This window comes from Thermosipho japonicus (assembly GCF_014201655.1).
Taxonomy (GTDB): Bacteria; Thermotogota; Thermotogae; order Thermotogales; family Fervidobacteriaceae; genus Thermosipho; species Thermosipho japonicus.
Genome location: NZ_JACHEX010000001.1, coordinates 664403 through 678146 on the forward strand (window position 1 = coordinate 664403; position 13744 = coordinate 678146).

The 13744-nt window shown below is 32.2% G+C and carries 12 protein-coding genes and 1 CRISPR repeat array; of the genes, 2 read left to right on the forward strand and 10 right to left on the reverse strand.

Annotated features, from left to right (window positions below; translation table 11 throughout):
- Positions 1-57: 57 nt before the first annotated feature.
- Genes oraE through ord form a run of 5 tightly spaced genes read right to left on the reverse strand, consistent with a single transcriptional unit; the run spans position 58 to position 5353 of the window.
- Positions 58-2250: a D-ornithine 4,5-aminomutase subunit OraE gene (gene oraE, locus HNP65_RS03580; RefSeq protein ID WP_184618948.1), complete on the reverse strand. Its 2193-nt coding sequence runs from the start codon at positions 2248-2250 to the stop codon at positions 58-60.
- On the reverse strand, positions 2243-2617 hold the full coding sequence (locus HNP65_RS03585) for an ornithine aminomutase subunit alpha (protein ID WP_184618949.1): 375 nt from the start codon (positions 2615-2617) through the stop codon (positions 2243-2245). Before HNP65_RS03585 ends, oraE begins: the two co-directional genes overlap by 8 nt.
- On the reverse strand, positions 2607-4034 hold the full coding sequence (gene ortB / locus HNP65_RS03590) for a 2-amino-4-oxopentanoate thiolase subunit OrtB (RefSeq protein ID WP_184618950.1): 1428 nt from the start codon (positions 4032-4034) through the stop codon (positions 2607-2609). The genes HNP65_RS03585 and ortB overlap by 11 nt, the downstream gene beginning before the upstream one ends.
- Entirely contained in the window at positions 4027-4335 is a 309-nt protein-coding gene (ortA, locus tag HNP65_RS03595) for a 2-amino-4-oxopentanoate thiolase subunit OrtA (protein WP_184618951.1), read from the reverse strand. The genes ortB and ortA overlap by 8 nt, the downstream gene beginning before the upstream one ends.
- Before the next feature lie 16 nt (positions 4336-4351).
- A complete protein-coding gene (gene ord, locus HNP65_RS03600) occupies positions 4352-5353 on the reverse strand; it encodes a 2,4-diaminopentanoate dehydrogenase (protein WP_184618952.1) in 1002 nt (333 codons plus the stop codon).
- A gap of 413 nt (positions 5354-5766) precedes the next feature.
- On the opposite strand from ord, the gene HNP65_RS03605 reads away from it, so the two are divergent.
- Entirely contained in the window at positions 5767-7674 is a 1908-nt protein-coding gene (locus HNP65_RS03605; protein WP_221236827.1) for a methyl-accepting chemotaxis protein, read from the forward strand.
- Between the two features lie 282 nt (positions 7675-7956).
- Positions 7957-8851: a CRISPR direct-repeat array (repeat unit 30 nt; unit sequence GTTCGTACCTTACCTTGTAGGAATTGAAAC).
- 160 nt (positions 8852-9011) lie between these two features.
- Entirely contained in the window at positions 9012-9617 is a 606-nt protein-coding gene (locus HNP65_RS03610; RefSeq protein WP_184618953.1) for an HAD family hydrolase, read from the forward strand.
- Positions 9618-9652: 35 nt separating this feature from the next.
- Here HNP65_RS03610 and HNP65_RS03615 read toward each other — a convergent pair whose 3' ends face one another.
- The 5 genes from HNP65_RS03615 to HNP65_RS03635 are packed head-to-tail and all read right to left on the reverse strand — an operon-like array spanning position 9653 to position 13742.
- Positions 9653-10108, reverse strand: coding sequence for a hypothetical protein (locus HNP65_RS03615; protein ID WP_184618954.1), 456 nt, complete (start codon positions 10106-10108; stop codon positions 9653-9655).
- Positions 10109-10120: 12 nt separating this feature from the next.
- Positions 10121-11137 carry a PilW family protein gene (locus HNP65_RS03620; RefSeq protein ID WP_184618955.1) on the reverse strand — a complete coding sequence of 339 codons (1017 nt, stop codon included), beginning with the start codon at positions 11135-11137 and terminating at the stop codon, positions 10121-10123.
- Between the two features lie 4 nt (positions 11138-11141).
- Complete coding sequence (locus HNP65_RS03625; RefSeq protein ID WP_184618956.1) at positions 11142-11636, reverse strand: prepilin-type N-terminal cleavage/methylation domain-containing protein; 495 nt, start codon at positions 11634-11636, stop codon at positions 11142-11144.
- Positions 11630-12022 (reverse strand): hypothetical protein, encoded by a 393-nt coding sequence (locus HNP65_RS03630; protein WP_184618957.1) that lies wholly within the window; start codon positions 12020-12022, stop codon positions 11630-11632. The genes HNP65_RS03625 and HNP65_RS03630 overlap by 7 nt, the downstream gene beginning before the upstream one ends.
- A gap of 1 nt (position 12023) precedes the next feature.
- Entirely contained in the window at positions 12024-13742 is a 1719-nt protein-coding gene (locus HNP65_RS03635; RefSeq protein ID WP_184618958.1) for an FG-GAP repeat domain-containing protein, read from the reverse strand.
- Between the last annotated feature and the right edge of the window lie 2 nt (positions 13743-13744).

A 13744-nucleotide genomic window follows, 5' to 3' on the forward strand; every position in this document is an offset into this window, starting at 1 on the left:
TTCCAAAAAATTAAAAGCGGCCTATCAAAGGCCGCTTTAAAACTCTTAAATTCATTACTATTTATTTTCCATCTCTTTTAATTTTTTTACCAAGAATGATGCAACATGTACTCCTTTTGTTCCTCTTCCAAAGCCTGCATCCATCCCATTTTCTTTTGCAAGATCATCTGTTATTTGAGTTCCACCTGCAACTATAATAATCTTATCCCTAATTCCTTTTTCTATAGCAAGCTCATGGAGCTTTCTCATGTTTTGAACATGAACATCGTTGTGTGTAATAATCATAGATGCTAAAATAGCTTTCGCGCCTGTTTCTATTGCTGCATCAATGAGTTTTTCAGGTGGGACACTTGTTCCAAGATAAGTATACTTAATTCCATATTTTTCAATTCCACCATGTTTTATATCCAAAACTTCTCTTAATCCCACTGAATGTTCATCGTTACCAACAGTACCTGCTACAACATGAATTGGATTGTTTTTGACATATTCGAATATTTCTTCCTCTGGTAGTGTTTCAGGTTTCTTTGGAATTTCCAATTTATCAACTTCAATTTCAAATGGAACCTTTGCTTTTACCTCAATATATGTTCCTTCTGCAGGATGAAGAACTCCCTTGTGAATTACTGTAATCTCCTCTAACCCAAGTTTCTTACACAAAGAAATTGCAGCAGCTTCTGCTAATTCTTCTGGTAATGCAAATGTCATATCTAGTTGAATCCAACCATCAGAAAACCACTCAACTTCAGGCTTTATTACATTCCTCTTTTTCATATCTCTGATTCTTTCAAGCCTTACATTAACATTATCTGTTTCATCTAATTCATCAATAAACTGAATTTTATCGGGGTTATGAAGTGTACAACCGCCTATAAGATCACAAGGTTTTTCGATACCTTCAGGAAGATTGTTGTATCCAAAGTGCTCACAAACAGGAGCCATATAGTCCTCATCCCTTGGTACGACTGTTCCAGCGGCAATTTCTCCATCCTTTTTTCTTGCTATTCCATCGCCAATTCTTTCTGGGTAGTATCCATTATCCACAAACATTCCAGCTTCTAATGCCTCAAAGTATCCGCCCATATCCAAAATTTCTTCCAGCATGAGAATGGCCCTCATTTTCAGTTCTCTTACTTTTTCTCTTATCTTTTTCTCATCAATTTTTACATATTTTTTCATTCCATCTAATGCAACTAATGTATGTTTTGCAGTCTCAACACCACGAATTGAATTTACATGCCATGGAACATTTCTTCCCTCATCCGGAGTAATAGTTGATTGTAAATCTGCTGACGTGAGTCTTGAAATTAATGTATTTAAAACGTGTATTCTTGTAGCATCAAAAAGATCAGATTCTATGTATCTTGTATTCATTTGGGCTCTAAATCTAAATCCATCAAATAATTCTCTCAATGCTACAGCATATGGAAGGTTATACCTAAACTCAGGCATTGGAGCAACAACTGGAGGAACTGTAGATAGCGCTATATATTCTTTTTTCATTCCTGCCTTTAAAGAATACATGCAATTTATTCCATGTTGGACTAATAGTTCAGGCATTACCGTCCACGCAAGTTTTGCTGATGCGTTAGCATTGTGTGCACCGTCAATTTGGAGCATATTAACAGATGCCATTATCTTTTTTGCAACCGCTGCATCAACAAAAGATCTAATAGGATTTATACCTCTATACAAAACATTGTATTGTGGATCCTGGTGTGCACCATTAACACCTTCTTCTGCAAATAAAACTGCTATCTCTGGCCCCGCAACGCCTGAAACATAACTGTGAAAATTAATTGGACGACCTACTTCTTCTTCAATTAGGTCAAGAGCTTTTCTCGTTGCACGTAGTTGCTTTCTTGTGATAGGAATTCCACCAACACCTTCTGGTGTACCCTCTATGAGTCCATCGTAGTGTGATTGACCAAGAGTTCGTATAACCATAATATGATCTGCACCATGCCAAGCTGCCATTCTCATCCTTCTTATATCATCTTCGAACCTTCCTGATGCTATTTCTGAAGTAATTACTACTTCCGGTTGAGGATCAATATTTCCAAAGTAATGTGCAGCTGGAAGTGGAATAGAATTTTCTAAATTTTCGCTGACTTGGTAATATTCATAATCACCAATTTTTGAACCTTCTGGTAACTTCTTTCTCCAGGTCCAACCTTTCCTTTTTGGGCGATATTTGTCCAGATCTTTCAATATTTCATCTATATCTATTGGCTTCTTAGGATCAAGCATCATTTTTCACCCCTTTGAAGAGCCTATCAACATCTTCCCAATATTTTCCTTCAATCAATGCTCTACCTGCTTCTATAATATCCATATTTTTCTCTCTTGCAATTTTCCAAACGATATGACCAGCACCCTTACCAAGGAGTCCTCTCTGGAATATCATGTCAACAAGTTTTGATGCTTCGATACTATTAAACCCCATTCTCAAAAGAACTGACCTTTCAACAGAGGGTGATGTATGGTTTTTTGCAAGTTCTATTAAAGGATCTACAACCTTTTCAACAAGATGCCAAAAATATTGATTTAATTCATCATCAGTCATTTTTTGTAAATGTTTGCTTCTTTCTAAAAAATCATCTTTTCTAGGCTTCAATTACTTCACCTCCAAGTTCTTTAACAAATTTAACTATTTTCTCTGTGGTGGTATTTGTATCTTGAGCCATAAACTCTATTTCTTGCTTGTTAAACTCCTTCTTGTTATACCTTTTTATTACTTCTTTTACATAACTCTTTCTAACTTCATCCATATCAAATTCAATGTATCCAATCTGGGAAGGATGCTCTGGTATAACTATTCTTTTCCCTGGAAGATCTTCTTTTATTGGATCTCCTCTTTTTATCTCCATACCCATTTTTCTAGCAAAAGTTAATTGTGCAGATGGCAATTTTCCTGCCCCAGTGTATTCGGTTTCGTTTACAACTATTACTTTATCATCATCCATTTCCAATGCAAGCGCAAATGCAGCTGCAAGTGATGTATTTCCTGCCGGACCTCTTTGCATTCCTTCAAGTTGTGCAAGCATTTCAGTTATATAGAAGACTTCACCTTGAGTTACAAGAAGATATCTATCCATATATCTCAATGCACGTGCCGCATTCTTTGGAACATCTGACCTATCAGGGAATGTTGCAAATGGAATACCAAATCCTGTATGACCAGTTGTAAAGTATTTTTTGTTAAAGTCATTATCACTTGCCATATGTAGCCCTCTAAGGTTTACACTTGCTGCTATTATTTTTGTCTCACTTGCTCCTGCCTTTTTTAATCCTCTGGCTGTTCCAGTTAAAATTCCTCCACCTGCATGTGTTATAACAACTGCATCGGGATATTTACCAACCATTTGCATAGTTTGCTCTGCTATTTCATATCCAAGACTTTCAACACCTGCTATCGCATACGGTGTATAAAGAGATGCATTAAAAAATCCCGTTTCTTCAAGTAAAACAAGGGTATAATAAAATAGCTCTGGCCCAACCGTTAATTGAACTACTTCCGCACCGTATGCCTCACAGGATCTTGCTTTTTCAAGTATTTCTGGCTGTCCTACCCATCTATTGTCGTAACATTCTTGTGTGATAATACACTTTAAGCCTCTTTTGGCTGCTTGAGATGCAACAGCAGCACCATAGTTTCCACTTGTTGCAGCAATAACACCTTTATATCCATGCTTTTGTGCGTGGTATACACTTACGGATGCTCTTCTATCTTTATAACTCCCTGAAGGGTTTGTAGCTTCGTCTTTAATAAAAATTCTTGCACCTTTCCCCTTTGGAGCAATCTTTTTTATAAGCCTGTTTATCTGTTTTAACTCTACAAGAGGAGTATTCCCAACTCCCGTCTCACTTTGAATTTCTCTTACTTTATCAAGTGAATAGCCTACTTCTTGCATCATCCTTTCATAGTCAAATATTATTTCAGAAGATATGAATTTTTCATAATCTATTCCAACTGCTTTCTTCATTATTTCGTTTTTCCTAGACATTACTGCATCATATGATAAGTCACGCATCATTATCACCTTCTAAAATCTTTCTAAGTTCAATACCTATAGTTAAAAGTTCGGGAACTGGCTCACCAAAATCATGTTCGTATTTTGGATTAATCGCAACAAGCGTTCCTGTTACTCTTCTTCCAATAAGAGTTAATATTTCTACTTCATCTCCTATATTTGCATCTTCGTTCTGCAAAAATCCTTTAACTCTCATTTTTAAAGGTACCTTTTTAGTATCTTCTGGAAGAGGTGCCGTTCTTTCTTCCGGTTTTAAAAGCAGTTTTTCTATTTGAACCCAATCTCCCTTTTTTGCCTTCATGCTTTCCACCTTCTTATCATTTTATAGACAAAACTGAACGTGGTACTGGAAGATCTGCCATTGTTTTTAATCCTGGCTCTGCACCAATTACAATTGGAATCATGTTTGTTGCAATCGCTATTGTTGCCTTTCCACCTGGAATTTCAGGTTTTATCGCAAGTTTTATATCTGGATCACCGCAAATTTCTATGTAGTCTCCTGTTTCAACTCCTTCAAGATGTGGATGAATTTGTTGAGGATGTTGCATTTCAATTACTACTTTATCTCCGATATATGCTTTTGCAGAGTGATTACAACCTGCTACCATCCCTGGTTCCACTTTCACCACAGGTGTTTCTCTGTGAACATTTGAAATAATTGGTTTTCTTTCTTCTTCAATTTTAGTAATATTCCATCCAAGTGCTCTTGCAATCATCATAATACTTTGTGGAAAACCTATATGTCCAACTATCTTTCCAGTTTTTAAACCTTCCTCAAATTGTTCTGGAGTTGTTCCAACCCCTTGAGTTTCCATAACAGTTTTTCCAAACGGCGAAAGATCGTTTATTCTTCTTGCCACTATCTTGTCTACTCTATTGCATACTCCCGTCAATGAGAGAATCAATGTATCAAGAACAAATCCAGGGTTTACTCCTGTTCCAAGTATTGTAACTCCATATCTTCTTGCTAGACTGTCCATGTATAAAGATTCTTCTGGGTGTGAGTCAAAAGGAAATGCCATCTCTTCTGCAATAGTTACTACATTGCAATGATTTTTTACTGCATATTCTATTTGTGGAAGCACTTCTTTAACAAAAGAAGATGTAGCTATAACCACAAGATCTGGGTTAGTCTTTTCTATTATTTCCTTATCTCTACCTACAACTATCCCTAATTTTTCCATCCCAAGTACTTCGCCGACATCTTTACCTGCATGATTTAAATCAATAGCTCCTACCAATTTCATATAGCCACTTTGAACAATATTTTTTGCAATACCACTTCCCATCGCACCTAAACCCCAAGAAACTATTCTCATTCTAACTCCTCCCTTTTTGTATAGTTATCCATTTTTAATGTTATCATGTTATTTAAAACTTTTCCAATGTGTGTAAAATGAATTAATTTTAAGTAAAAAAGATAAAGTGTGAAAAATATCATTAAACACCTTTATACTAAAGTATGCTTTTTTATACCTATTCTATTAAAAACAAAAACTTAACTTCCACCAAAATTGATTTACTGCTTTACTGATAAAAAACAATTTTCTTAAAATGTTTCAAACTATAAACTTTTAAAGTAGAATTGTTACATAAACCTACTATATTTTTACAATATGAAAGTATAAAATTAATAATTGAAAAACAAAATATAACCTCTGGAGGTGAGATTATTAAAAACCTGGGTTTATCCATTAAAATATTGATCATAACTTCTATTTTAGGCATTTTCATGATTTTACTTGGAGTTTATTCTATAAACTCAATGAAAGCATCGCTTGTAGAAAACGAAAAGGCTTTATTGGGAAACGACACTAACTACTTCTCAGAAAAATTATGGAGCCAAATCAACTTTTACTCTCAGATACTAAACAACCTGGATTTAAACATTAAGAATGAAAGCCTCAATAACGTTATGAACTTATTCAAAAACACAAAAAACGGATATGAGAACCTAGTGTTTGTTTATGTTGCTGCTGAAAAAGATATATATATCTATCCTAACATTGAAATCCCAGAAGACTTTGATCCAACTACACAACCATGGTACAAAGATGCAATTAAAAAGAGAGGGAAAATTGCTATTTCAGAACCATATAAAGACAGTATTGCAAATAAATTCCTCATGACTCTTTCTAAGAAAACTTCTTTAAATAGTAAAGATGCAGTTTTAGCAATCGATATTGATATAACGAAACTTTCAGAGGAAATAATATCTCTTGATTCAAATACTTCAAATGAAACACATATACTTTTCAGTAGCCAAGGAAATATTATTTTACACTCGAACTCAGAGTTTATAGGAGCAGATGCTAGTCAAACAACTTTATTCAAAAAAATAAGCAACAATTCAAAAGCAGGAATATTTGAACTAAAAGACGATGATGGCAAAAAGTTACTTGTAAGTTTTAATAAACTTCCAAACGGTTGGATATTTGCAAGTATAGCTGATAAAGACACTCTTCTTAGAACCGTCAATAAAGAAACAGTTAATCTGGTAATAATATTTATTATAGGTTTTGCTGTAAGTATAGGCTTTGGACAATTAATTTCAAATAAATTCATTATAAAACCTTTAAAAAATATCACAGAAGCTTCAAAAACAGTATCTGAAGGCGACTTAACAGTAAGAGTAAACTATTTCTCGAAAGATGAAATAGGAAACCTTTCGAACTCTCTTATTCAAATGATAGACTCTTTAAACCAAATAGTTAAAAACATTGAACTAAATGCCAAAGAAGTCGAAGATGAAGCTAAAAAAGTTTCAAACTTTTCAGAAATCTCTAAAGAACAAATAGAAAATCTTGTACGAAAATTCAGTGAAATAGCTTCAGAAGCTACAAATGCTTCTGCTGCTGTTCAACAAGTAACAGCCGCAGTCCAGGAAGTAGCAAGTACTGCTCAAACTGTTTCAAGTGCTGCACAAAATCTTAGTGAAAATGCTCAAAATGTTACTGAACTCTCAAAGAAAGGACAAAATGAAATAATAAACATTTCTCAAATAATAGAGCAAACAAAAGAAAAAGCAGAGTTTACCCAAAATGTAGTTGAAAACCTATCAAAAAGAGCAAAAAATATAAACAAAATAGTTGAAACAATCAATTCAATTGCGGAACAAACAAACTTGCTTGCATTAAACGCAGCAATAGAAGCAGCAAGGGCTGGTGAAGCAGGAAAAGGATTTGCAGTTGTTGCTGATGAAATAAGAAAACTTGCTGAAGAAAGTAAGGTTGCAACAGAAAATATCTCAAAAATATTGAACGAAATTCTCAAAGAAAGTATTAATGCAAGTCAAGCTACTAAAGAAACAAATGAAATTGTTTTAACTGCAACAAAACAAGCTATATCAGTTAAAGAAAGCTTTGAAAACATTCTAAATAATATTATGGAAATGACAAATATGGTAGAAAACCTTGCCGCAAGCGCACAAGAGCAAAGTGCAAGCACTGAAGAAATGAGTTCAGCTATGGATACTATTAACTCTTCTATACTCTCAATCTCATCAAATCTTGAAGAAGCATCAAACGAACTAATCAAACAAGAAGATTTAATAAAAGAAACATTTGAAACTTCTAAAAAACTTTTCGAACTTTCTGAAAAGCTGCTAAATTCAATAAACAGATTTAAAGTAAAAGATTAAGATAAATCATCATCACACCTCTCCGCCTTGTGCGGAGAGTTTTTTATAACATTCCACGGTTATCCTTTTACAAATTAAATGTACATAAACGAAACAAAATTTTTATAGTAAAATTCAGTCGATGTGTAGTAGTGTAAAAAGTCCTGGAGATCGACTGAAAAAAATAAAAAATTTATGTAACTCCAAAGTATTTTACGTTAATATTGTTTATTATTTATTATGAGTTTTTCAAAAAGGTTGCAAAAAGTAATAATATGTAATATAATTATAACGTAATCTATAGTTCGTACCTTACCTTGTAGGAATTGAAACGCTTGAATTTCCGCAGTTTCAAATGTAAGTGTCACAGTTCGTACCTTACCTTGTAGGAATTGAAACCTACTATGTTTACCTTTGCTACGTATTAGTTCAGGAGTTCGTACCTTACCTTGTAGGAATTGAAACATGTTTTCTTTAATACTTTCAGGTGTTATATATCTCATGGTTCGTACCTTACCTTGTAGGAATTGAAACTAAGCTTGCTAGAGAGCTTAGGCAAGCGAGAATTAAGTTCGTACCTTACCTTGTAGGAATTGAAACTTTTTATGTTATTCTCGCAAAAGCATACCTTTAATTGTTCGTACCTTACCTTGTAGGAATTGAAACATTCTCATATCTCCAAATGCAACACCAATCTTACCTGTTCGTACCTTACCTTGTAGGAATTGAAACTTCCAAAAAGCTTTAAGCACTCTTCCGAGTGCTTTAGGTTCGTACCTTACCTTGTAGGAATTGAAACCTTAAGGTGTTAATCCCTAATGTTTCCTCAAGTCGTAGTTCGTACCTTACCTTGTAGGAATTGAAACTCAAATAGTCTAACTGTATACCAATCTGTTTTTGCGTTCGTACCTTACCTTGTAGGAATTGAAACGTTTGTGAATTTTCATATGTTTCTATAATCTTTTGAAGTTCGTACCTTACCTTGTAGGAATTGAAATTAGCGTTGCTCCTCCAGAAAATGGTAAATGCATTATCCGTTCGTACCTTACCTTGTAGGAATTGAAATATTTCACAAGGATGAAATGATAAGAATTCCTACTCCGTTCGTACCTTACCTTGTAGGAATTAAAACCTATGATAATCTACATCTTTTAATACCATGAGTAAAGTTTATACCTTACTTTGTAGGAATTAGAATGTATAATTAATGCTTATCTTATAAAAAATCTCCTCTTTCTTTAAAAGTGGAGATTTTTATAAATTGTTGTCTAAATTAATTTTTCATACTATAATGTTATAAAATAGGAAAAATGATAATGAATATAAATATTAAAATGGAGGAATTTGGAGGTTTTAAAATGATTAAGAATATAATTTTTGATCTTGGAAGGGTTCTTATTAACTGGGAGCCTGAAAAATATATGAAAAAAGTTTTTGATAAAAAGACCACTACTTTTTTGTTGAAAAAAGTATTTAACACTAATGATTGGAACCTTATGGACAAAGGAGTTATCGATGAAAAAACACTCTGGGAAAATAAATTAAATAAATATCCTGAATATAAAAAAGAAATTGAGCACATGAAAAATAAAGTTTTAGATTTACTTACACCAATTGAAGAAAATAAAAAGCTTCTTTATATACTAAAAGAAAAAGGTTATAATCTATACATCTTATCAAATTTTAGCAAAATTGCTTTTCAAAGAGTGTATGAAAAATACGACTTTTTCAAATTATTCGATGGAATGATAATATCAAGCCATGTAAAATCAATCAAACCTGAAGATAAAATATATAAGATCCTTATAGAAAAATATAAAATAAACCCTGTAGAAAGTTTGTACATAGATGACAAAATAGAAAATATAAAGGCAGGAGAAAAATTTGGATTTAAAACAATTCATCTAGAAAAGCCTGAAGAACTAAAAAACAAACTTTCAAAAATACTAAAAATAGATATATAAAAAATAGGAAAGTTTCCTCATTTTTTAATTTTTAATTAAATTCCCGGCCAGCCAAAATCAAAAGACATTCCTTTTGATAACTGTGCTTCATTTTTTAAAATTTCAAATATAACATTTATATATTTTTCTTCGAAAATATAAGTAGTTGTGGTTGAAACTAAAGTATAATCATATTTCTTCTTGGATCCTAAATTATACTCTAAATACGTATTTAGAACCATCTGTGTTCTTGTAGAATTACCTGAAATACTTGCATCTTCAAATTCTGCTTGTATATCATCCCAATATGCTGCATTTTCTGTCAAAAACTTTCTCCAAATATTTGCCCCAGAAATATAAAGTATTTTTGAATATGTATTATCCACCGTCTCAATTATCTTTTTTTCTACATTTATGGCATCTTTAAAAAGATATGAAAGCAAAAGAGCTGACAAAGCTGAAAAGAATATCAAAATTATTCCCAAAGAAATATTAATAATTCCTTTTTTCATATGTTCATCCTCCTATAAATTAGGAATTAAAACAACAATTCTTTCTTTTACAATTTCAAAATATTTACCTTTATATTTCCAAGGAGCCTTCCAGGTCAAAATAAACTTTAAAGCAAATATAGAAGACAAATCAAAATTTGAATCTATTTCAGAAATTGGTTTTTCTTTTATACCATTGCTATAATACATTGCATTTATATCAAAATCTTCAACATTTTCAAGTATATTTGAAATATAAATATTTGAAGTTGAATCAGGAGTTGGAAAATATCTTTCCATATAAATTCTTCCACTTTCCTTTTCAAAAACTATCTTTGTTTGCTTTATCATTACACTAGGATAGCCTGTAAAAGTTACAGATTTTTCATACAAAGGATAAACATATTTGTCTTCATCCCTTAAACTGAGAGTTTTGTTAGTTTTTGCAAGATTTATCTCCTTAAATTCAAATATGTCTGATGGTGTGATTTCACCAGGATAAGTTCCAGGTCCAGAAAGTTTATTTACATCTACCTTTGCAATTCTTGTATAATAGCCATCTGCTGAAGAAGAAAGTTTATTTTTAATTATTACCCAATTTATGTTCCCAACATCTCCACCATACAAGGGAGAGTAAGTTCCGTCACCATTTCTAACAAAAAAATTTTTGTACGTTACAACATAAGTAATATAAAATTCTTTTTTCTGAGAATCTTCATAATAATCTATTGAATTTGCAATTTTACAATGTTCTGTAATTTGAGAATAGAGCTCTCCTTTTTGTATATAACTTTCTTGGTCCCCAGGTACAAAAACAGGTTTATACAATTTCTTTAAAAGTTCTCCACCACTTCCAGCATATTTTAATTCATTTTCAAGTATATCAAAAAGAAGAGATATGGAACTTTCGGCATACAAATTTTGAAGATTTATCTTTGAGCTTTTATAAGATTCCACTGAATTGTCAACAATAAAATAAACTATTTGAAAAGTTATTGCCATTATTAACATAGAAACTAAAAGTTCTGAAAAAGTAAATCCTCTTTTCATCCTATCACTCCATAACTTTTGGTAATGAATTTTCAATCTTTAAAGTCTTTATTCTAGAATCTAATGATATTTTTATCTCAGTGTTCGAATATGAATTTTCAAAAACTCCAGAATTGTTTTTAAAAAATAAACTATCGTAAGTATAAATCAAAAAAGAAGATTTCTCCTCATCATTTAAATATACCTTAATATTTTCATCAGTTTTAAAGGATGAAATAACATTTGAATCTGGTGTTCCATCCAAATCGTTATCTATGAAATAGCTGAATTCTCTATTAACATATTTTATACATACAACATCATCTTCAATAATCGCCGTTCTTCTTGCGTCAATAAACAAGAAAAGAAGATTTTGTAGAATTCCACTCAATTTTGATTCTGTGGAATAATTTTTATAAATAGTTTGAAATCCAACAAAAGAAACAGACATTACAATTGAAATTATTACAATAACAATTAACAATTCTACTAACGTAAATCCTTGATGTCTTTTTACCATTGCTGAGGCACCACCTGAGTTTCAATATACTTTCCATCTTCAGTCTCAACTCTTACAGTAACTATCGTTATTTCTGGAAAAGTAATAAAAGTTGAATCTGAAGTTAGAGTAAATATGTCACTGCTTTCAATATTTTTTTTAGAAATACTAACTTTATACTTCACGCCATTATACTCTTCATAATTTTCTTGTGGAACTATACTCGATACATTCAAATATGTAAGTTCTTCACATTTGTTTAAAAGTAACTCTTCAAGGGATATTAATTCTGAATTTTCCTTTGTTTTTCTCAAAAGGCTCCATGATGGCACAAAAGCAACACCGAATGCAAAAACTATTATAATCAAAGTAACTAAAGCTTCGACAAGCAGTGATCCTTTTTTCATATTAATTATCCCCTCTATTCCAATTAAATCCTTTTATAATAACCTGCGATGGAGCTGTCTCAATTTCATACTTTAAATACTTTAAGTGTGGTGCAGAAAACTCATTTTCCGGTTTTAGAATTATTATTATTTGTGGATCTGGAACAGGTTTATCAAATTCTATCTCCGTGGTAAAATTCTCTACTATTGTTCCGCTAGCATCTGGCATTAAAGGGTAGCTAAACGGATCTATAAGGCTTGGATCTTTTATTCCACTCTTTATATATCTAATTTCAAATGAACCGTTTCCCAACGATAAGTCAAATCCAATATTTACTTTTATTCTTTTGACAAAATTGTTTGGTAAATCCTTTGGTAAAATTCCAACAAGGTTTGTAAGATAATCACTTATTAGATATCCTGGAGAAGTTTCATACTCCTTTTGAGTTTGAGTAATTATCTTATAGTAATTACCAGAATGATTACCATCAGCTGCAACAAAGTCTGGAATACCATCATTATCTAAATCTGCAATTGTCCCAGCATCAAAATCATAAGGTGGATTATCCTCCCATGAATAACTACCATGTACTAGTTCTAAGCTTAAAAACTTAGGTTTGTTGTCAGGTGTTATATCAATTCCCTTAAAAAGATATACACTCCCTCCAAAATCTTCTCCTTGTCTCCAAGCATCTGTCCCAATAAAAATATCTTTGTATCCATCCCTATCTACATCCGTTATCTTTATAATCGTAGGTCCAAAACTTGGAAGACTTTCAGGAGATTTCGAATTTGTTATAGAGGGATCTGTTATGACATAATTACTAAGCTCCCCATTAGATGTAGTTAAGACAAGCTTATTATCTATATCAAACGTCAATTGATTATTAACAATTTTTCCAAAATATACAAAAATACTTTTTTTATCGGTATGGCCAACTATAATATCTATTGTTCCATCGTTGTTTAAATCTCCTATATCTAAAACTCCACCTCCACCATTTGATTCTAAATCATTATCCTGAAATAACTCAATTATATTAGATTCATCAAAAAAACGGCTACTCCCCCTCTCCGGATCATTTAACCAAACCCAAACTCTTCCTTTGTAGTCAATATAAAAAACATCTTTGTAACCATCACCATTGTAATCATAACTTGCCATTGCAGAAACCGTCCATTCTGTTACAAAATCACTATCCTTATAAATTCTTTTATAAACAGCATTTTCCCCATTACTATCCAAAACATCACTAACAAATTGTGCATACTTCCAAGAATTATATGCAAACAAATCTAATTTTCCATCATTATCAAAATCATCAACAATTAAAGTTCCATCACCATTTTGTACAGGTAACCTATATTGTGCAACGTTTTGGAAAACCAATTCTCCATCTTCCTCACCTTTGTTTTCTTTAATTACAACCCAACCGTCATAAGTTAATGATATAATATCTGCATATCCATCTTCGTTATAATCTACAGAAAAAGTTTGAGAGACCTGTCCAAAAGGTCCATATCCAGGATCAGCCGTAATATCTATAATTTTGTACACATTTACTGCTACAATCTTTTTATCAACAACACGTGTTGAAACATTTTTTACAAAAATAGCCCCCCATGCTTTTTCAGGATATTGCTGACTCCAATTCGAAATAGGGAACTGAGCAGTATAAACATCTGCAAATAAATAACTTAAAACGAAAAGAATCAAAAATAAAAATACGATTTTTTTCATAT